This window comes from Amycolatopsis rifamycinica (assembly GCF_000695625.1).
Classification (GTDB): domain Bacteria; phylum Actinomycetota; class Actinomycetes; order Mycobacteriales; family Pseudonocardiaceae; genus Amycolatopsis; species Amycolatopsis rifamycinica.
Genome location: NZ_JMQI01000066.1, coordinates 132,816 through 151,669, shown reverse-complemented (window position 1 = coordinate 151,669; position 18,854 = coordinate 132,816). Strand labels below are relative to the sequence as shown.

Below are 18,854 nucleotides of genomic sequence, written 5' to 3'. Positions count from 1 at the left end.
ACCGATCCGCCGCCGCATTCGCCGACGCCCGCGCGCTCATCGCCCGGTCATTCACCGACCTGCCCGGGCTCTCCGTCGCCGCCGTCGGAGACGTTGTCGGGGAGCGGGCCGGCGGGCTCGCGGTGGTCCGGGGCGGCCTGGCCGCGGTCGCCGCCCATGTCTGGGTTCTCGGGGGGCGGCCGCTCGGCGAGCTCGGCTCCGTACGCCTCCAGGCGGGCCCGGATCCGGGCCACCTGCGGCCCGCCGACCTGCTCGTACAGCTTCAACGCCTCGACGAGGTGGCCCCGCGCCGCCGCCGGGTCGTCGTCGTACTCCGCCACGTCGGCGAAGCCGACCAGGACGTCCGCCTGGTAGACCGATGAACCCGACTGCGACAACACCGCCCACGCGCTCTCCAAGCGCCGCGTCGCCGAGGGGACGTCGCCGCCGCGGGCGTCCAGGCGGGCGAGACCCACCTGGACCTTGGCTTCGTCCTTCTCGTCCCCGATGTCGGCGAACATCCGCCGGGCCCGCTCGAGGTGTGACGCCGCTTCGGCGTCACGATCCGCCTTGGCCAGCACCTCGCCGATCCGGCGGTGCCGCTGGGCGACGCCGCGGTCGATGCCCAGTTCCGCTTCGATCTGCAGGCTGCCCGTGTAGAACGCGATCGCCGCCTCGACGTCGCCGCGGCCCTGGGCCGCCGTGCCCAGCTGGTCCAGCGCCACCGATTCGTTGTGCCGGCTCCCCGCGGCCCGCGCCAGCTCCAGCGCGCGGCCGCACTCCTGCTCCGCCGCTTCGAAGCGGCCCAGGTCCAGGTGGGCGCGCCCCAGCTGGCACCGCAGCCGCGACTCCGCGACCGCGTCGCGGCAGCGCTGCGCCGCCACGATCCCGATCTCGTGCGAGCGCAGCCACTGCGGGAAGTACTTCCGGTGCAGGAACAGCTCCCACAACGCCTCACACAGCTGCCACGCCACCTCGTCGTGCCGCCGCGCCGCCGCTTCCTCCAGCACCGCCAGCACGTTCGGCCGCTGCTCGTCGAGCCACTCGAGCGCGGCGCGGCCCGAGCCGAACGCGGGCGGGATGTTCCGGTACTGCTCGCACACCGGGCTGACCCGCCAGCGGATCGGGATGACGACCATGTTCGCCCGCGTCATCGCGTGCAGGTACCAGGTCGCCACCCGCGGCACCACCTCGGCGCGGTCGTCGTCGCGCTGGGCGCGGGCGTGCAGCCGGACGAGGTCGTGGAAGCGGTAGCGGAGCTCGTCGACCTCCTCCAGGAGGCTCGCGTCGACGAGCACCTGCAGGCCCTCGGCCGGGTCGTCCAGCTCGGTCGCCGCCACCGCGACGTCGGGGCCGAACGAAGCGCCCGGGAACTCGCCCATCAGCCGGTACAGCTTCGCCGCCGGCTCCGGGAGGGCCCGGTACGACCAGTCGAACATCGCCGCCACCGGGGCTTCGCCTTCCGCCGACAGCCGCTTCAGCCGCGAGCGTTCGTCGCCGAGTTCGGCCACCACCCGCGCCACCTGCCACCGGGGGCGCGACGCCAGCCGGGCGGCCGCGACGCGCAGCGCGATCGGCAGCCGTCCGCACAGCACGGCCAGCTCGGCGACCTCGTCGAGTTCGCCGGCGACGCGGGTCCGGCCCACCGCGTTGACCACCAGCTCCACGGCGTGCGGCTGGGAAAGGGGCGCCACGTCGAGGAACCGCGCGCCTTCGGAGACCAGGCCGTCCAGCCGCAGGCGGCTGGTCACCACCACCGCGCAGCCGGCGGACGCGGGGATCAGCGGCCGCACCTGAGCCGCCGAGAAGGCGTTGTCCAGCACGACGAGCAGCCGGCGGCCCGCGGTCATCGTCCGGAACAGCGCGGCCTGCTCGGCCAGGTCGGGCGGGACGCGCTCGGGCGCGACGCCGAGCGCCCGCAGGAACGCGCCGAGTGCCTCGTCCGGCAGGACCGCGGTCCCCGGCGAGAATCCCCGCAGGTCGGCGTAGAGCTGGCCGTCGGGGTAGCGCCCGGCGTTCCGCCCGCCCCACGTGACGGCGAGGGCGGTCTTGCCCACCCCGCCCGGCCCGATCAGCACGGCGAGCGGGGGCTGCCCGCCGGCGTCCTGCCCGGCGACCTCGTCCAGCGCCGCGAGCTCGTCGGCCCGGCTGGTGAAGTGCGACGGCGCCGGCGGCAGCTGCCGCGGCACCGGGTGCGGCGACCGCGGGCCGGCGACCCAGACGTCGCCCGTGATCGTCCCGGCCTGCAGCACCACCCCGGCCGCGCCCCCGTCGATGTGGTTCTGCACTTCGGATGGTGATGCGGCACCGCTCCGAGACGTCATCCGAGAACTCCCGCCCAGACTCGAACTTCTCTGTGTACCTGTCCCCGGACGGCGACGACACGGGAAGCCGGGGGAATTACCTCGAACGTACGAGGAGAGCGGGTCCGCGGTCCGTCAGAATCGGGTGCACCGGCAGCTCAGGAAGGCACGAACTTGTCCGTCGAGGAACTCCCGCCCTACCGCGCCCTGCTGGTCGTCGACACCAAGGGGTTCGGCGGCCACCCCGCCGCGACCCAGGCGATGCTGTCCGCCGCCGTTCCGGACGTGCTTTCCCAGGCGTTCGCCCGCGCCGGGCTGCGGGAAATCTGGGAAACGGCACTGTTCCCGCACGGCACCGGCGACGGCTACGGCCTCGGCTTCGACCCGCGGTTCCTGCCCGCGGTGGTCACCCGGTTCTTCGACGAGCTCCAAGCCGTGCTCGCCGAGCGGGACGCGCGCCTGCGCTCGGCCGCGCGGTCGGTCCGCCTGCGGATGCGGGCGAGCCTGAACGTCGGCCCGATCCTCGAACCGGCGCCGGGCACGACGTCGGCGGCGGCCATCGGCAGCGCCGTGATCACGACGCACCGGCTGCTCGACGCCGCCCCGGTGCGCGCGGTGCTGGAGCGGTCGGACCCCGACCAGACGTTCCTCGCCGTGGCGTTGTCCCAGCGGGTCTTCGAAGACGTGCTGGCCAGCGAATACGCGAAACTGCCCGCGACGAAGGTCGTCCCGGCGGACGTCGAGATCAAGGAGTACCGCGGCACGGTCTACCTCTACATCCCGAACCCGAGCGGCGACCTGCTGCGCCACGGCGCCGGCGGCGATTACGCGGAGGAGCTGGCCGTGGCCAAGGCCAAAATCGCACCACCGGCGCCGGGCAGCACGACGAACGTCATCAGCGGACAGGTCAGCGGCACCGCGTTCCAGATCGGCCAGGTCCACGGCGACGTCAGCCACGGCTAGTTCTGCAGCGGCACCAGTTCCGCCTGGAACTTCTCCAGGAAGCCGTCGAAGTCGCCGTGCGCGGGCCGGATCACGAACTTCGACAGCCCGGCTTCGATGTGTTGCTCCACCAGCCGCCGGGCCTCCGGCCAGCTCGTCGCCACCAGGTCCGTGACGGGGACGCCGGGGCTCCGCCGGGCCGCCGCCGCCACGAGTTCGCCGGGTATCCCCTGGTCCGCGACGGCCAGGCTGAGCCCGAAGTGATCCTCCTCGATCTCACGGCCGGCCTCGGCCGCGGCCCGCTGGATGGCGATCCGGGCGTCGCGGGCTTGCGACGGGGTCTGGAAACTGCCCAGCCAGCCGTCGGCGAGGCGGCCCGTCCGGCGCAGGGCCGCCGGGGCCGACCCGCCGAGCCAGACGTCGAGGCGCTTCGCCGGGCGAGGGCCGAGGCGGACACCGTCGACCTGGAAGAACTCGCCGTCGAAGGAGACTTCATCTTCCTCCAGGAGCCGGCGCAGCAGCACGAGCGACTCGTCGAAGACCGCGGCGCGGCGGCCCGGCGGCACCGGGAACAGGTCGGCTTCGGCCGGGCGCGCCGGGCGGAGGCCGAACACCGGCAGGACCCGCTTCGGCGCCAGCCCGGCCAGGGTGAGCAGTTGCTTGGCCACCAGCACGGGGTGCCGGCCCGGCAGGATCGCGACGCCGGTGCCGACCTTCAGCTTCGACGTCCGCGCCAGCGCGTGCGTCATGCCGATCATCGGATCGACTTCGGGCGAGTAGACCAGCTCGGACAGCCACAGCGAGTCGACACCGGCGTCCTCCAGCCGCGCGGCCAGCCCGGCGAACTCCGCCGGCCCGGTCCCGGCCGCGGGCGCGACGCCCAGCCTGATCTTCAGCAATGTTCCTCCCGGAAGGCTCTCCGGGAGCAACGCGCGAGGCGGCCGGGAATTCCTCAGGCGGTCGCCTCGATGACCCGGCTCAGCACGCCGTGCAGGGCTTCCAGCTCGGCGACTTCCATGCCGAGCGTCTCGACCACCTTGTACGGGATCTTCTCCGCCTCCGCCCGCAGCGCGCGGCCGGAGTCGGTCAGCTCGACCGTCAGCCGGCGTTCGTCCGAACGGCTGCGGGTGCGCGTGACGTACCCCAGTGCCTCCAGCCGCTTGAGGAGTGGCGAAAGTGTCGCGGGTTCGTGCCGCAGGGCCGCGCCGAGGTCCTTCACCGACCGGGGCGACCGCTCCCACAGCGCGAGCATCACCAGGTACTGCGGGTGGGTCAGGCCGTACGGCTCGAGCAGCGGCCGGTAGATCGCGATCACGCTGCGCGAAGCCACCGACAGCGCGAAGCACACCTGCCTGTCCAGCTTCAGGGGGTCCTCACCCAGGTCGATCATGTCCCGATCCTACTGTGTCGTCGATCGCGCTAATAATTAGCGCACTAAGCATTAGGGTACTATCAACCTCATGGAACGACCGAATGCGCTTCGCTGGCTGGGGTACGCGGTGGGTGTACGGCTCCCCGACCGCTACAACGACTGGGCGCTGTACGACGCGACGTCGAAGCACTGGCGCGCGCGGTACGTGCTCCAGCGGTCGATCGGCATCCTGCCGCTGTGCGCCGTGTGGCTGCTGCTTCCCGGCTCGATCTGGCTACGGCTGTCGCTGGTCCTGATGGCCGCCCTCGTCGCGTACTTCTACTCGTGCGCGTATATGGAGGAAAGCGTCGAACACCGGCTCGGCCGGCAGGGTTTCCCGCACAACACCGGCCGTCGCCTCCGCGCCGAGGCCGCCGAGGCGAAGAACGCCGAAGCGACCGCCCGCTACCTCGCGCGCTACCGGACGCCGTCGGAGGGTTAGGCCCGGTTACAGTCGGGGACGATGAGACGCAAGCTCCGCCCGCCGATCCCGCCCCGCCACGGGCTGGATCCCGCCCGGCTGAAACTGCCCGACGGCGAGTGGCCGACGCTGCTGGCGCACCTCGTCGAGCGGCTGCCGCGCGTGGCGCCGGACCGCATCGAGGAGATGCTGCGCGAAGAACGGATCCACGGTGCCGACGGCCCGCTCGGCGTCGACACGCCGTACGCGCCCGGCTCGTTCGTCTGGTTCCACCGCGACCTGCCCGACGAGGTGCCGGTGCCGTTCGAGATCGACGTCGTGCACCGCGACGAGCACCTGCTCGTCGTCGACAAGCCGCACTTCCTCGCGACCATCCCGCGCGGGCAGCACATCCTGGAGACGGCGCTCGTGCGGCTGCGCCGCGAACTCGACCTGCCGCACCTGTCGCCGGCGCACCGGCTGGACCGCGTCACCGCGGGGCTGGTGATGTTCGTGATCACCCCGGAGCTGCGCGGCAGGTACCAGACGCTGTTCCGCGACCGCCGGGTGCACAAGGAGTACGAGGCGATCGCGCCGTACGAGCCGTCGCTGCCCTTGCCGACGACCGTCCGGAGCCGGATCGTCAAGGAGCGCGGGGTGCTGGCCGCCCAGGAGGTGCCGGGCGAGCCGAACGCCGAAACCTACGTCGAGCTGCTCGAACACCGCGACGGCCGGGGCCGGTACCGGCTGGTCCCGTCGACCGGCCGGACCCACCAGCTGCGGGTGCACCTGAGCGGCCTCGGCGTCCCGATCCTCGGCGACGACTTCTACCCGGTGCTGCGCGAGAAGCCACTGGGCGACTTCACGAAACCGCTGCAGCTGCTGGCCAAGGTCCTCGACTTCGACGACCCGCTGACCGGGGCTCACCGCCGGTTCACCAGCCGGCGCCGGCTGTCCGCCTGGGACGACCCCGAGGCCTGGGCGGCGCCCCCGGCGTGACCCGAGGACGCCGCCGCGGTGTGCCGGAAGTTTTCCGCGGGTGCCGTGTCGAATCCGGCTCGCCCCGTTCGACAGACTCTCGGAAGCAGGATCGACCTCCGAGGAGCACCCCATGCGCACCCTGATCTCCACCTCGTTCGTTTCGCTCGACGGCGTCGTCGAAGCCCCCGGCGGGGAGCCGGGCTACCGCAACGCGGGCTGGACGTTCAAGGACATCGAATTCGACCCCGCCGCCTACGCGATCAAGGGCAGCGAGCAGGAAGAAGCCACCGCGCTGCTGCTGGGCCGGGTCAGCTACGAGGCGTTCGCGCCGGTGTGGCCGGGCATGACCGTGGAGTTCGCCGGGTACAACGCGATGCCGAAGTACGTCGTGTCGACCACCCTCGGCGAGGCGGACCTGGTGGACAACTGGGGCGAGACGACCATCCTCCGCTCGCTGGACGAAGTGGCGGCGCTGAAGGAGACCGAGGGCGGCCCGATCATCGTCAACGGCAGCGCCACCTTGAACCGCGGCCTCGCCGACGCGGGCCTGATCGACCGCTACCACCTGCTGCTCTTCCCGGTCCTGCTCGGCGCCGGCAAGCGGCTGTTCAGCGACACCGACAAGGACAAGCAGAACCTGAAGCTCGTCGAGAGCGAGACCTACGGCAACGGGATCCAGAAGCTGGTCTACGAAGTCACGCGCTGACGGTCCCCCGGGCCGGCGCGATCGCCGGCCCGGGGTCCGCCACACCAGCGTGCGCCTTCGGCGATGTTTCACGTAGAACATCTGTTCGAACATCGTGTACGGTCGGACCCATGACGACCCCGGCCCTGCAGGCATCGCTGTTCGGCGAGTCCGGTCCCGTCACGCTGCACACCCTGGCGCCCCGCCGGACCGGACTCGGCGCCGGCGCGTGGGTCGACGTGCAGCCGGGCTGGCTCGCCGGCGCCGACGAGGTGTTCGCCGACCTCGTCACCGGCGTCCCGTGGCAGGCGGAGCGGCGCCGGATGTACGACCGCGTCGTCGACGTCCCGCGGCTGCTGTGCTTCTACCGCGAAGCGGAGCCGCTCCCCCACCCGGTACTGGCGGAGGCGCGCACCGCGCTGAGCGAGCACTACGCCGGCGAACTCGGCGAGCCGTTCCGGACGGCGGGCCTGTGCTACTACCGCGACGGCCGCGACAGCGTCGCCTGGCACGGCGACACGATCGGCCGCGGCAGCACCGAGGACACGATGGTCGCGATCCTGTCGGTCGGCACGGCCCGCCACCTGGCCCTCCGCCCCCGCGGCGGCGGCGAGTCGCACCGCTACGCGCTCGGCCACGGCGACCTGATCGTGATGGGCGGCTCGTGCCAGCGCACGTGGGAACACGCGGTCCCGAAGACGAACCGGGCGGCCGGGCCGCGGATCAGCATCCAGTTCCGGCCCCGCGGAGTGCGGTGAGCATCCCCAGTGGACGGATGCCGTACGCCGGGTGACGTCCGGGGTCAGTCCACCAGGACCGGGAGCTCGTCCAGACCGTACACAATGGACACTTTGCGGAAGGAGAGCCGCTCCTCCGGCACCGCGAGCCGCAGGTTCGGGAAGCGGCGGACGAGGGCCGGGTACGCCGTGCGCAGCTCCATGCGGGCCAGTTCCGCGCCGATGCAGCGGTGGATGCCGTAGCTGAACGCCAGGTGCGACGTCGGCTCGCGGGTCGCGTCGAACGTCTCCATGTCCGGGCCCAGCTTCGGGTCGCGGTCGGCCGCCGACAGCGACACCAGCACGATGTCACCCTCGGCGATGTGCACGCCGCCGATCTCCATGTCCTCCTTGGCGAACCGCGGGAACGCCATCTGCACGACGGTCAGGTAGCGCAGCAGCTCCTCGACGAACCGGTGCACGGACTCGTCGTCGCCGCGGACGGCGTCCATCGCCTTTTCGTCGCGCAGCAGCACCAGCGCGCCGAGCGCCAGCATGCTCGCCGTCGTCTCCAGGCCGCCGGTGAGCACGCCGTCGGCCAGGCCGGCCAGCTCGCGGTCGTCGATCTCGTCGCCGTGTTCCTTGATCAGCATGCCGAGCAGGCCGTCGCCGGGCTGTTCGCGCTGCTTCTTGACGATGTCGAGCAGGTAGGTCAGCGACTCCGACATCGCGCCGAGCGAGGCGCCCGCGCCGCCGAAGAGGTCGAACCGGGCGGTGCTCAGCCGCTGGAAGTCCTCGCGGTCCTCATAGGACACGCCGAGCAGCTCGCAGATGGTCAGCGACGGGATCGGCAGCGCGAACGCCTGCCACAGGTCGACCGGGTCGTCGGCCGCGGCCATCGCGTCGAGCTGCTCGGCGACGATCTCGTCGATGCGCGGGGCCAGCCGGCTCAGCCGGCGCATGGTGAACTCGGGCGTGAGCAGCTTCCGCAGCCGCGTGTGCACCGGCGGGTCCGCGAAGCCGAGGCCGCCGGGGTTCTGGTCGGCGGTGACCCCGGCGTTGCCGACGAGGTTGCCGAAGTCACTGGAGAAGCCGGTCGCCTTGCCGAGCACGGCCTTGGCCTCGTCGTAGCCGGTGACGAGCCAGGCGTTCATCCCGAACGGCAGGTCGAGCTTCCCGATCGGGGCCGCACTCCGCCGGGCGGCCATGTCCGGCACCGGGTCGAGGCCGTCCCGCTTCAGCGGCAGCAACGCCGAATCGGGCAGCAGCGACGACATCTTTTCGAGGTCGAAGCCCTTCTTCGACTGCCGGGCGAGGTAGCGACGGCCGACCCAGCCCAGGACCCGCGAGCGGAGACTCCCCATGGGACCGACAGTACCGTACTAGCCCGATCGGGTGACGGACGGCGAGACGGGGTTCACCCCGGCTTGCGGGCCAGCAGGTACGCCTGCGGCGCCTTCTCGAACGGCCCCTGCGGCTCCCGGACCAGCCGCGCTTCCACGACCAGCCCGGCGGCGAGGCAGAGCTCGGCCACGAAGTCCGGCGGCAACCGGTACGCATCGAGGGAAATGTCGTGACCGTAACCGTGACTGATGTGACGGCGCTCGTCGCCGACGTGGAACCCCGTCAGCAGCCGTCCGCCCGGCGCCAGCACCCGCGCCAGCTCCGCGACCACCGGCGCCAACTCCTCCGGAGGGGTGTGGATCAGCGAATACCACGCGACCGCACCCGCCAGGCTCCCGTCTTCGGCGTCCAGGGCGGCCATCGAACCGACCTCGAAGCGCAGCCCGGGGTGCGCCCGGCGGGCGGCGTCGACCATGCCGGGCGAGAGGTCGACGCCGAACACGTCCAGCCCGAGCGAGGCCAGGTACCCGGTCAGCCGGCCCGGGCCGCAGCCGAGATCACCGACCGGGCCGTTTCCCCCGACCAGTTCGGCGAAGGTGGTCAGCACCGCCCGGTCCCACGGGCTGTCGTCCAGCAGACTCCGCAGCTCTTCGGCGTAGGAGTCGGCGACGGTGTCGTAGGCCATCCGGGTCTCGGTCACGAAGGCGGGTTCGGTCACGAGCCGGAACCCTATCGGTTCATCGGCCGGCCGGGGCGGTGTCGAACCGGAGGCACGCCGGAGAACTAGTGCGGCGGCAGCTCCCGGTTCTCGGTGATCAGCCCGTGCTCGCTCGCGACGTAGTGGAAGTACGGCCGGCCCAGGTCGTCCGTGCCCGTGAACAGCGTTTTCGAACGGCCGTCCGCCTCGGTGTTCACGCCGTTCGTGCGGGCCAGCACGCCCGATGAGGCCAGCCACTCCCGGGACGCGCGCGACGGGCGCCAGTTCCGGCCGTCGCCGGTGAAGTCGGCGAGGGTCTTCGTCATCTCCGCCGAGCCCGAGATCCGGAGGTTCTGGTCGTCGGTGATGTTCGCGGTCGCGTCGGTCGTCAGCGGGTAGGACCAGGTGTGGCGGGCCGCCGAGCGGACTCGGCCGTCTGCTGTGGACACCGAGGTCTGCTGCCCCGAGTCGGCCTGGACGACGTGCTGGGTGAAGCCGCCGCCGGTGACGTCGTCGGTGTTGCGGTAGTCGCGGGTGCGCTCGACCCGGGTGTACACCCGGCCGGCGGACGTGTCGACGTAGCCCGCCGTGACGTCGTGGCGCTTCGCGGTGACCGTGACGTTCACGCCGCCGGGGATGTCCTTGACCGTCGTCCGCCGGGCCGGGGCGGCCGCGACGTCGTCCTGGGTGAGGGCGCCGGAGGTCTGCGCGGCGTGCTCGTCGGTGTAGAGCAGGAGCGTCGGGACCACGGTGAATTCGCCGCCGATGTCCGGGAAGGAGAACGAAAGGTCGTGGGTACCGCCGTCGACGAGGCGGCCCGCGAACGGCGTCACGTCGTAGGTCTCGGCGTGCAGGCTGAAGGTGTCGATCGCGACGATCGGCCGCCACAGCTGCGGCACGATCCCGCCGGAGTAGATGTGCGGGAAGGTGAACGCGCTGCCCGCGGCGATCCCGTCGATCGCGAAGTTCGCCTCGCGGTACGGGCCCTTCCCGCAGAGTCCGGCCGCCGGGTACTTCGCGGCGACGTCGTCGGGGACGTCGTCGAACCACTGCTCGTCGCAGGCGTGGCCTTCGAGGGTGACCTCGAGGTAGGCCCGGGTGATGTTGCGCGGCAGGTCCCGGGCGGTGAAGTGCACGACCGGCGCGGCGGGTGTCGCGTCGGCGTGCCCGAACCCGGCGACGTGGCCGGGCGTCTCGGGCGCCGGGTGCCTGCGGTCCGCCTGGTAGTAGGTGAGCGTCACGGTCTGCGCGTAGACGCCGGTGTAGATCGGCGAGGTGTAGTTCTCGACACCACCGCGGAAGGGCTGCGGGGTGCGCAGCAGCGCGCTGTAGGGCGTGAGGTCCTTGTCGAAGTGGTAGGTGATCGCGCGGCGGCCCTCGCCGGACGGTTCCTCGGTGGTCCCCCACCAGACCTCGGTCCCGCCGATCCGCAGGTCGCCGATCCGGTCGTACTGCCGCCCGCTCACGGTGACGGTCTGGTCCATGACGACCTTCGCCCACGGCCCGGGGCAGGCCTGGGGCGGAGGGAGGGTGCCTTCGTAGAACCGCGGGCTGCCGTCGGCGGCGTTGGAGCGGAAACCGTCGGCGAGCGTGACGCTGCAGTGCGGCGTGTCCGGCCGCGTGACGCCGGGCGCGGCGGTGACGGGATTGTCGGTGTCGCCTTCGACAACAGGCGCGGCCGAGGCGACCGCCCCGGACAACACCCACGCCAGCACCAGTGACAGGACGATCGTGAAGATCCGCACCCGGACTCCTCCCAGCGGCAGGCTCACCCGCCCGGAGCCTAGCGGCGCGATCATGCGACCAACGTCGGTAATCGGCTGATGAAACGTTTCAGATCGTGCTAGGCTCACGCTTTCAGCGAGGGGGTCCGGTGGTCGGCATCAAGGACGTCGCCAAGCGGGCGGGTGTTTCGATCGGCACGGTGTCCAATGTGGTCAACCGGCCGCACGTCGTCGCGGCCGCGACGCGGAGCCGGGTGCTTTCGGTCATCGAGGAGCTCGGCTACGTCCGGGACGAGTCCGCGCGGCAGCTGCGGGCCGGGCGCAGCCGGGTCATGGGGCTGCTCGTGCTCGATCTCGGGAACCCGTTCTTCGTCGACGTCGTCCGAGGCGCCGAGGAAGCCGCGCACGCCGAGGGCCTCAACATCATCACCTGCAACAGCGGGCAGCGGTCCGAGCTGGAAGCGTCGTACCTGGCGATGTTCGCCGAGCAGCGCGTGCGCGGGGTGCTGCTGAGCCCGGTCGCCACCTCCGGCGAGGCCCTGCGGACCTTCCGGCGCACCGGCACGCCGTACGTCTTCGTCGACCGCAAGGCCCCGGCGTCGGAGGCGAGCTCGGTGTCGGTCGACGACGTCGCCGGCGGCACCCTCGGCGCGCGGCACCTGCTGGAGACCGGGCACCGGCGGATCGCGTTCGTCAACGGCCCCGCCATCCTCACCCAGTGCCGCGACCGCGAGCAGGGGGTGCGCACCGCGCTGGCCGGCTCCGGAGCGGAGCTCACCGTGCTGGAGGCGATCGGCCTCGACGTCTCCTCGGGCCGCGACGCCGGTGCCCGCCTGCTCGGCGCGAGCCCCCGCCCGACGGCCGTGTTCTGCGCGAACGACCTGCTGGCGCTGGGCGTCCTGCAGGCGATGGTCGGCGCGGGCGTCCGCGTCCCGGACGAAATGGCGATCGTCGGCTACGACGACATCGAGTTCGCCGGCGCGGCGGCGGTGCCGCTGACGTCGGTCCGCCAGCCGGCCCGCCGCCTCGGCCGCACGGCCGCGGAACTGCTGCTGGCGGAGACGTCGGACACGAAGCCGGACCGGCGGGCCGTGGTCTTCACCCCGGAACTGGTCGTCCGCGAATCGACCCGGGTGCGCCGCTGAGCTCTTCGCCACCCCGGCCGGTAAATCGGTTGGGATTCACGGGCCGGTTCGGCAAGCTCGGGATCATGGCGTCCAGGTGGGTGCGGCTTCAGGCCGTCATGGTGTCCGGTTCGGCCTCCGAAGGCCTCCTCTTGGCCGCTCTTCCCCTGCTGGCCGTCTCCGTGACCACCGATCCGCAGGAAGTGTCGCTGATCAACGTCGTCGGGGAAGCGCCGTGGCTGCTGCTGTCCCTCTTCGCCGGCGTGCTCATCGATCGGGTGAAGCGGACCACCGTGCTCGCCTGGGCCTACGCCGTGCTGGCCGGGGCCGCCGTCGTGCTCGCCGCCGTCGCGTCCGCCGGCCTGCTCAGCCTGCCCGTGCTGCTGGTGGTCGCCTTCGTCATCACCTCGGCCCGGGTGCTCGGGGACGGCGCCAGCGGCGCGCTCGTCCCGGAAGTGGCCGGCCCCGGACGGCTCGCCCACGCCAACGCGCGGCTCACGGTGATCGACCAGGGGGTCGTGCGGTTCGTCGTCCCGCCGCTGACCGGGTTCCTGATCGCGGTGGGCGCCGGGGCGCCCGCGTGGCTGGCCGTGGCGTGCGCGCTCGTCGCGCTCGTGCTGGCCCGCCGGATTCCTTCGCAGTCCGTCGTGGCGGCGACGACACACCCGCTGCGGGACCTCTCCGGCGGACTGCGGCACCTGGTCCGGACGCCGCTGCTGCGGTCGATCACCATCAACGTCGCTCTCGGCTCGTTCGCCGCGAGTGCCGGCAACTCGATGTTCGTGCTCTACGCGACGCAAGTGCTGCACGTCGGCCCGGTCGGCTACGGCCTGCTGCTCGCCTGCCTCGCCGTCGGCTGGGTCGCGTCGTCGTTCGTGGTGCAGAAGGTGGTGGACCGGCTCGGCTACTCGTGGTCGATGCGGTTCTCGCAGAGCTTCGGCGCCGTGGTGACGCTGCTGCTCGCCGTCGTCCCGCCGTGGCCGCCGCTGGTGGGTGTCGTGCTGGTGTCCCTGACGGCGACCGTGCTGATCTGGAACGTCTGCTCGCAGTCCAGCCGCCAGCGCTTCACCCCGGCGCCGCTGCTCGGCAGGGTGCTGACCAGCCACCGGGCGCTGGCCTGGGGACTGACGCCCCTGGGCGCGCTGGCCGGCGGTCTGGTCGCGGCGCACTGGGGCCTGCGTGCCGTCTGGGTGCTGGGCGCGGCCGTCCAGGCCTTCAGCGCCGTTCTCGTGTGGTCCAGCTCTCCCCCGCCGCCTTCCGGCGGACCGAGGAACTCGCCGCCGCCGGGGCCTGAAGCCGGGTGGCGTGCCGGGTCGGGGCACCGGCACACCACCCGGACGGCTAACCGCCCAGTGCCAGCGCCACCGCGCCCAGCAGCGCCGCGTCCTGGTCGAAGCGGGCCGCCACCAGCTGCGGCGGGAACGGCACGGCGTGCGCGAGGCGGTCCGCCAGTGCCGGCAGCAGCACGTCCGCCGACCGCACCAGCCCGCCGCCGACCGCGATGCGCTCCGGGTCCAGGGCGATCGCCAGGTTGGCCACGTGCATCGACAGCTCGTCGAGCGCGGCCGTCACCAGTTCCTTGGCCTCGACGTTCTCCCTGGCCAGGGCGAACAGTTCCCCGGCGGTGACCGGGCGGCCGAGCAGTTCGCTCGCCCGGCCGCCCAGCCCACGCCCACCGACGGCTTCCTCGAGCGGCGCCGCTCCGCTCGCGAAACCCTCGGTGTCCTGCGGCGAGAGCAGGTTGTACCCGATCTCGCCGGCAGCTCCGTTGGCGCCGGTCAGCAACCGGCCGCCGACCAGCACCGCGGCCGCGATGCCGGTGCCCAGGGACAGGAACACCGCCGGGTCCGCCCCGGTCAGCGCGCCCCAGCGCCACTCCGCCAGCGCCGCCGCCTTCGCGTCCGTGCCCACCGAGATCGCCACCCCGGGGAACTCCGCGGCCACCAGCTCCGCCAGCCGCAGCTGTTCCCAGCCCGGCACGTTCGGCGCGAGCAGGATGCGGTCCGGCAGCACGATCCCCGGGCTGACGACGCCGATGCAGGCGGGCACCGCGCCCTCGTCGGCCAGGAGGGCCCTGGCCGCGGCGAGGGTGCGCACCACCACCTGCTCGGCCCCCGCCTGCGCGTCGGTGTCCAGCCGGCGCGTGGCCAGCAGGGTGCCGTCGCGGCCGGCGAGCCCCAGCGCCACCTTCGTGCCGCCGAAGTCGATCCCGAGAATCCGATCCTCGCTCACGCGTGCGCCCCTCCCGTCCCCCGCACCACGACCCGGCCCGTGTTGAACCCGTCGACGCTGACCACCGGCGCCGCACCGCGCAGGTCGGCGGCCCGGTAGGTGACCGTCAGCGTCTGCGACTGGCCCGGCCACAGCGTGATGTCGTTGTCGTCCCAGGTCGCGTTCGCGAGCTGGTTGTCCCCCGGCGCCTCGCGCCCGTCCGGCGTGCCTCGGCGGACGTCGGCCCGCAGGAAGAACGCCGCGCCCGGCGTCTTCGAGGTGTTGGTGACCGTCACCGTGGTGACCAGGCCCGTGCCGCCCGGGCGCGTCGCCGCCACCGCGCTGACCTGCGACTTCGGCAGGTTCCGCAGGGCCTGCAGGTTGCTGTACTGCGACAGCGTCGCCTGCGGGTTGCCCAGCGTCTTGGCCCAGTCGACGACGTCCTTCTGCGTGGAGAGCCAGTAGACGTTCCGGTCGACGACCTGTCCACCCCGGCTGACCTGCAACTCGACGAAGTAGACCTGCGCGGGCGCCGGCGCCTTCGTCTCGGCGGGCACCTTCGGCTTCAGGACTCCCGTGCGCACGCCCTGCGAACCCAGCGAGATGTCCGAAGCCGTCTGGTCGTCCAGGACCTTGCCCGCCGTGTCGAGCACCCGGGCCCGCACCGAAAGCCCGGACTGGGTCGTGGCCCCGAGGTTGTCCAGCGTCACCGATCCGTCGTCGTAGCCGTAGATGGCGTGCAGCGGCTTGTTCGCCTTCTGGGCGCCGAAGTACGCGCCCGCCTGGTCGCCGTCGTCGTTGTAGAGCGACCACAGCAGCGTCGGCCAGCCCTTGTTGAGCTGCCAGTAGACGACCCCGGTCGCCGGGTTGGCGCGATCCGTCGAGTGGTGCAGGAACGCCTCGAACTGCGAGCGGGTGTTCTCGTAGTTCGCGATGTTCGCCAAGTCCACATAGGACTTGAGCGAGGTCCACTTCCCGTACCGCCGCGCGATCGACTGGTCGAGGGTGTACAGCGTGCCGAAGGCGTAACCGCCGTGGCCCGGCTCGAAGTTCGCGTGGTACTGGTTGTACGCCGGGTCCTGCCACAGCTTGGCCTGCTCGGCCGGCGAGAGGAACCGCTTGATCGAGTCGAGCGTCGGCACGGTGTGCCCGGCGCTCTGCTCGCTCGCGAAGCCCCAGGCGCCGCCGGCGTTGGTGCGGGAGGAGTCCTCGGGGTCGAAGTGCGAGCTGTCGTACCAGTAGGACGGCGGGACCCAGTCGTACGGGCCTTCCTTTTCCCCGGACTGGCCGAGCGTCGGCGTGCTCTTGTACTCCGCCGAGGCGATCACCGGGACCTGGAAGTCGGCTTCCCGGAACGCCTTGAGCGTCTCGGACTCCTGGCGCGGCACCGGCTCGTTGTCGCTCCAGCCGTAGTTGAAGACGCTCGGGTGGTTCCGCTCCAGCTGCGCGATCGTGTACGCCGAGTCGTGCATGATCCGGTAGTCGCGCTCGGTCAGCGTCGCGGCGTCTTCCGGCTGCCAGGCGTCACAGCACAGGAACCCGCCGATCACCAGCAGGCCGGCGCGGTCGGCCTGGTCGTAGAAGTCCGGCGGCATGTCGTGGCCTTCGAGCCGGACGCCGGACAGGCCCAGGTTCTTGATCAGCGCGATCTGGTGCGCGGTGTCGGCGGAGTCGTAGCGCAGGAACAGGTCCGGGGCGAAACCGCCGCCGCGGAACACGAAGTCCTTGCCGTTGATGGTGAACTGCCGCGCGCCCTCCGGCAGCGGCGCGGACTTCCCGACCAGCCGGGAGGTGACCGTGCGGATGCCGAAGGTGCTCTTCGACGACGTCGACAGCACGCCGTCCTGGGAGACCGCGGTGGTCAGCGTGTACAGCGGCTGGCCGCCCATCGAGTACGGCCACCAGACCTGCGGCTTCACGATCTTCACCGGCGCGAACGCCACGGTCCGCTTGGTGTTCGCCGGGATCGTCACGCGCTGCTTGACGACGACCGGCGCGCCCGCGGGCGGGGTGATCGTCGCGGCGACGTCCCCGGTCCGCGCCGTGGCCGCGTTGTTGGTGACGTCGACCTTCACGGTCAGCTTCGAACTGGACAGGTCGGGCGCGTTGTCCTGCACGACGTGGGCGTTGTCGCCGGTCAGCGCGTCGGAAACCTGCAGGGTCGGCGGGAACTGGATGCCGGTGTTGTTGTCCGGCGGGATCTGGCCCCAGTCGACCTGGTCGAGGGTGTACATCTTCGTCGGGTCGTTGGGGTAGACCTTGATCGCCAGCGTGTTGCGACCCGGCTTCACCAGCTTCGTGACGTCGAAGGTGTGGCCGGCGAAGGCGCCGCTCACGACGTCCTTCGTGGCGACGAGCTGCCCGTTCACCCAGACGTCGCCCTCACCGACGATGCCGGGGATGGTCAGCTTCGCGTGCTGCCCCGGGCGGATTTCCGGGGCGAAGTCGGTGCGGTACCACCACGGGTCGGAAAACGGCTTCGTCACGACGGGGCCGAGCTTGTCGACGTACCCGAAGCACTTGCGCATGTTGTCCGAGTAGAAGACGTCCGGGCACTTGCCGTTCTGGACGAGGGCGTTGATCTCGGTGCCCGGCGCGCCCGCGTCGTCCGGCTTGACCGGCAGCCAGCCGCGGGTGGCGTACCCGGGCGTGGACACCCGGTCGCCGCCGTCCTTGACGCTCGCCGTGGTCAGGACCTGCCAGCCCTGCAGGCCGATCGTGGTGAGGCCGTGCGGCCTGGCGAAGTCCGGCTGCGCGGACGCCGGCGCGGCCACGCTCAGCACGCCAGGCACGAGGAGCAGCGCGGCGAGGACCGCGAGCTTCCGGGTCATGCCTGAGCCCCTTCCGGTTCGGTGGCGAAGGCTTCCTTGATTTCCCTGGGCCCGAACGGCCAGGTGTTCTCGGTCTTGGCGTAGACGAGGTACGCGATCGCCCCGACGGCAATCCAGCCCAGTGACAGCCCGATCGAGAGCCAGTCGGCCGAGACGTAGATGTAGACCCAGCCGACGAGGGCGATCAGCGTCGGCACCGGATACAGCCACTGCCGGTACGGGCGCCGCAGCTCCGGCTGGCGGCGGCGCAGCACGACGATCGCGGCGACCTGCGCCAGCGACTGGATGATGACGAGCGTCGCGACCGCGGCGTTGATCACCGTGGTCAGGGTGAACAGCGAGCCGAGGATCGTGATGGCGCCCATGGTGAGCACGCCGGCGGTGGGCAGGTGCAGTTTCGGGTGCAGCTTGCCGAACACGGGCAGGAAGACCTTGTCGCGCGCGGCTTCGAACGGCACACGCGAGCCGCCGAGCAGCCCGGCGAAGACCGAACCGATGGCGGCGATCACGATCAGCACGGTGATGGCCTTCGCCGTGCCGCTGCCCCACACCTGCTCCAGCACCGACGACGCCACCGACTTCGCGTCCTTCAGCTGGTCCAGCGGGATCGAGCCGAGCACGCCGACCTGCAGCAGGAAGTACAGGCCCATGATGCCGAGGATGGAGAAGATGATCGAGCGGGGCAGCGTGCGGCCCGGCGTGCGCACCTCCCCGCCGAGGTAGGCGGAGGTGTTGTAGCCGAGGTAGTCGTAGATGGCGATGATGAGGCCGGCGCCGAGGCCGCCCCAGAACGTGCCGTCCCCGAAGGAGCTGAACGCGCCCGGGGTGAAGGCGAACGCCTGCGCCGCGCTGAAGTGCGAGAACGCCGCGACGATCGTGGTCAGCACGGCGACGAGCATGATCACGAACAGCACCGTCGTGAGTTTGGAGATCTGCCCGATCCTGCGGAACAGCGCCAGGATGATCACGAGCGTGATGCCGACGCCGATGATCTTGCCCAGCGGGGTCGTGCCCGCGTCGTCGGTCACGCCGGGGATCAGGTAGCCGAGGTACTGGACCAGGCCGATGATGCCGGTCGACATGATCAGCGGGATGAACAGCACCGCGCTCCACACGAACAGGAACGGCATCAGGCGTCCGGTGCGGTACTGGAACGCTTCGCGCAGGTAGAGGTAGGTGCCGCCGGCCCCCGGCATCGCCGCGCCGAGTTCGGCCCAGATCAGCCCGTCGGCCAGCGCGACGATCGCCCCGATGATCCAGCCGAACATCGCCTGCGGCCCGCCCATGGTGGCGACCATGGCGGGGATGGTGACGAACGGGCCGATCCCGCACATCTGGGTCATGTTGATCGCGGTGGCCTGCAGCGGGCCGATCTTGCGCTCCAGGGTGGGCGGCTCCCCGGAACGAGCGGGTGAACTCACGACGTGCCTCCGACTCGTAGTTAGTAAAGTTTCTTAACATAGAACGCCCCGGGCCGGAAGGGTTCGCCGATAACCTTGCGGCAAC

At 71.7% G+C, this 18,854-nt stretch carries 15 protein-coding genes and 1 pseudogene; 7 read left to right on the top strand and 9 right to left on the bottom strand.

The features are described 5' to 3' along the window. Positions 1–47 precede the first annotated feature (47 nt). Positions 48–2,267, bottom strand: coding sequence for an ATP-binding protein (locus tag DV20_RS43250; RefSeq protein WP_051736221.1), 2,220 nt, complete (start codon positions 2,265–2,267; stop codon positions 48–50). Positions 2,268–2,456: 189 nt separating this feature from the next. On the opposite strand from DV20_RS43250, the gene DV20_RS32215 reads away from it, so the two are divergent. After that, on the top strand, positions 2,457–3,245 hold the full coding sequence (locus DV20_RS32215; RefSeq protein ID WP_043786838.1) for a hypothetical protein: 789 nt from the start codon (positions 2,457–2,459) through the stop codon (positions 3,243–3,245). On the opposite strand, the gene DV20_RS32210 is transcribed toward DV20_RS32215, so the two are convergent. Together DV20_RS32210 and DV20_RS32205 are read right to left on the bottom strand one after the other, a co-directional pair. Continuing rightward, on the bottom strand, positions 3,242–4,123 hold the full coding sequence (locus DV20_RS32210) for a TIGR03854 family LLM class F420-dependent oxidoreductase (RefSeq protein ID WP_043786837.1): 882 nt from the start codon (positions 4,121–4,123) through the stop codon (positions 3,242–3,244). The two genes, DV20_RS32215 and DV20_RS32210, sit on opposite strands and share 4 nt — an antisense overlap. 53 nt (positions 4,124–4,176) lie before the next feature. Further along, positions 4,177–4,614: a MarR family winged helix-turn-helix transcriptional regulator gene (locus tag DV20_RS32205; RefSeq protein ID WP_043786836.1), complete on the bottom strand. Its 438-nt coding sequence runs from the start codon at positions 4,612–4,614 to the stop codon at positions 4,177–4,179. 70 nt (positions 4,615–4,684) lie between these two features. On the opposite strand from DV20_RS32205, the gene DV20_RS32200 reads away from it, so the two are divergent. The 4 genes from DV20_RS32200 to DV20_RS32185 all read left to right on the top strand — a co-directional run bounded on the left by DV20_RS32200 (position 4,685) and on the right by DV20_RS32185 (position 7,459). Continuing rightward, complete coding sequence (locus DV20_RS32200; protein WP_043786835.1) at positions 4,685–5,077, top strand: DUF5313 domain-containing protein; 393 nt, start codon at positions 4,685–4,687, stop codon at positions 5,075–5,077. A 21-nt stretch (positions 5,078–5,098) separates the two neighbouring features. Then, positions 5,099–6,034, top strand: a complete 936-nt coding sequence (locus DV20_RS32195; protein WP_043786834.1) for an RluA family pseudouridine synthase — start codon at positions 5,099–5,101, stop codon at positions 6,032–6,034. Positions 6,035–6,146: 112 nt separating this feature from the next. Continuing rightward, a complete protein-coding gene (locus tag DV20_RS32190) occupies positions 6,147–6,722 on the top strand; it encodes a dihydrofolate reductase family protein (RefSeq protein ID WP_043786832.1) in 576 nt (191 codons plus the stop codon). A gap of 110 nt (positions 6,723–6,832) precedes the next feature. Beyond that, positions 6,833–7,459 (top strand): alpha-ketoglutarate-dependent dioxygenase AlkB, encoded by a 627-nt coding sequence (locus DV20_RS32185; RefSeq protein ID WP_043786830.1) that lies wholly within the window; start codon positions 6,833–6,835, stop codon positions 7,457–7,459. 44 nt (positions 7,460–7,503) lie between these two features. Here DV20_RS32185 and DV20_RS32180 read toward each other — a convergent pair whose 3' ends face one another. The 3 genes from DV20_RS32180 to DV20_RS32170 form a co-directional block, all read right to left on the bottom strand. Then, complete coding sequence (locus tag DV20_RS32180) at positions 7,504–8,781, bottom strand: cytochrome P450 (RefSeq protein ID WP_043786828.1); 1,278 nt, start codon at positions 8,779–8,781, stop codon at positions 7,504–7,506. Positions 8,782–8,834: 53 nt separating this feature from the next. Further along, positions 8,835–9,446 carry a class I SAM-dependent DNA methyltransferase gene (locus DV20_RS32175; RefSeq protein ID WP_084093782.1) on the bottom strand — a complete coding sequence of 204 codons (612 nt, stop codon included), beginning with the start codon at positions 9,444–9,446 and terminating at the stop codon, positions 8,835–8,837. Positions 9,447–9,544: 98 nt separating this feature from the next. Beyond that, entirely contained in the window at positions 9,545–11,203 is a 1,659-nt protein-coding gene (locus tag DV20_RS32170; RefSeq protein ID WP_043786825.1) for a peptide-N4-asparagine amidase, read from the bottom strand. Between the two features lie 128 nt (positions 11,204–11,331). On the opposite strand from DV20_RS32170, the gene DV20_RS32165 reads away from it, so the two are divergent. Both DV20_RS32165 and DV20_RS32160 read left to right on the top strand, forming a co-directional pair. Continuing rightward, positions 11,332–12,327: a LacI family DNA-binding transcriptional regulator gene (locus DV20_RS32165; RefSeq protein WP_043786823.1), complete on the top strand. Its 996-nt coding sequence runs from the start codon at positions 11,332–11,334 to the stop codon at positions 12,325–12,327. A 65-nt stretch (positions 12,328–12,392) separates the two neighbouring features. Next, positions 12,393–13,600 (top strand): annotated as a pseudogene (locus tag DV20_RS32160) (MFS transporter). A 47-nt stretch (positions 13,601–13,647) separates the two neighbouring features. On the opposite strand, the gene DV20_RS32155 reads toward DV20_RS32160, so the two are convergent. Genes DV20_RS32155 through DV20_RS32145 form a run of 3 tightly spaced genes read right to left on the bottom strand, consistent with a single transcriptional unit; the run spans position 13,648 to position 18,769 of the window. Beyond that, positions 13,648–14,538, bottom strand: a complete 891-nt coding sequence (locus tag DV20_RS32155) for an ROK family protein (RefSeq protein ID WP_043786821.1) — start codon at positions 14,536–14,538, stop codon at positions 13,648–13,650. Next, the gene (locus tag DV20_RS32150) at positions 14,535–17,348 is read right to left on the bottom strand and encodes a glycosyl hydrolase 2 galactose-binding domain-containing protein (RefSeq protein ID WP_043786820.1); all 2,814 of its coding nucleotides are present in this window, start codon (positions 17,346–17,348) and stop codon (positions 14,535–14,537) included. Before DV20_RS32150 ends, DV20_RS32155 begins: the two co-directional genes overlap by 4 nt. Next, a complete protein-coding gene (locus DV20_RS32145; protein ID WP_043786819.1) occupies positions 17,345–18,769 on the bottom strand; it encodes an APC family permease in 1,425 nt (474 codons plus the stop codon). Before DV20_RS32145 ends, DV20_RS32150 begins: the two co-directional genes overlap by 4 nt. Positions 18,770–18,854 lie beyond the last annotated feature (85 nt).

Excerpts from the sequence above, each read along its gene's own strand:
- DV20_RS32205 (WP_043786836.1), bottom strand. The coding sequence starts at position 4,614 with ATGATCGACCTGGGTGAGGACCCCCTGAAGCTGGACAGGCAGGTGTGC.
- DV20_RS32200 (WP_043786835.1), top strand. The coding sequence starts at position 4,685 with ATGGAACGACCGAATGCGCTTCGCTGGCTGGGGTACGCGGTGGGTGTA.
- DV20_RS32195 (WP_043786834.1), top strand. The coding sequence starts at position 5,099 with ATGAGACGCAAGCTCCGCCCGCCGATCCCGCCCCGCCACGGGCTGGAT.
- DV20_RS32190 (WP_043786832.1), top strand. The coding sequence starts at position 6,147 with ATGCGCACCCTGATCTCCACCTCGTTCGTTTCGCTCGACGGCGTCGTC.
- DV20_RS32185 (WP_043786830.1), top strand. The coding sequence starts at position 6,833 with ATGACGACCCCGGCCCTGCAGGCATCGCTGTTCGGCGAGTCCGGTCCC.
- DV20_RS32180 (WP_043786828.1), bottom strand. The coding sequence starts at position 8,781 with ATGGGGAGTCTCCGCTCGCGGGTCCTGGGCTGGGTCGGCCGTCGCTAC.
- DV20_RS32175 (WP_084093782.1), bottom strand. The coding sequence starts at position 9,446 with ATGGCCTACGACACCGTCGCCGACTCCTACGCCGAAGAGCTGCGGAGT.
- DV20_RS32150 (WP_043786820.1), bottom strand. The coding sequence starts at position 17,348 with ATGACCCGGAAGCTCGCGGTCCTCGCCGCGCTGCTCCTCGTGCCTGGC.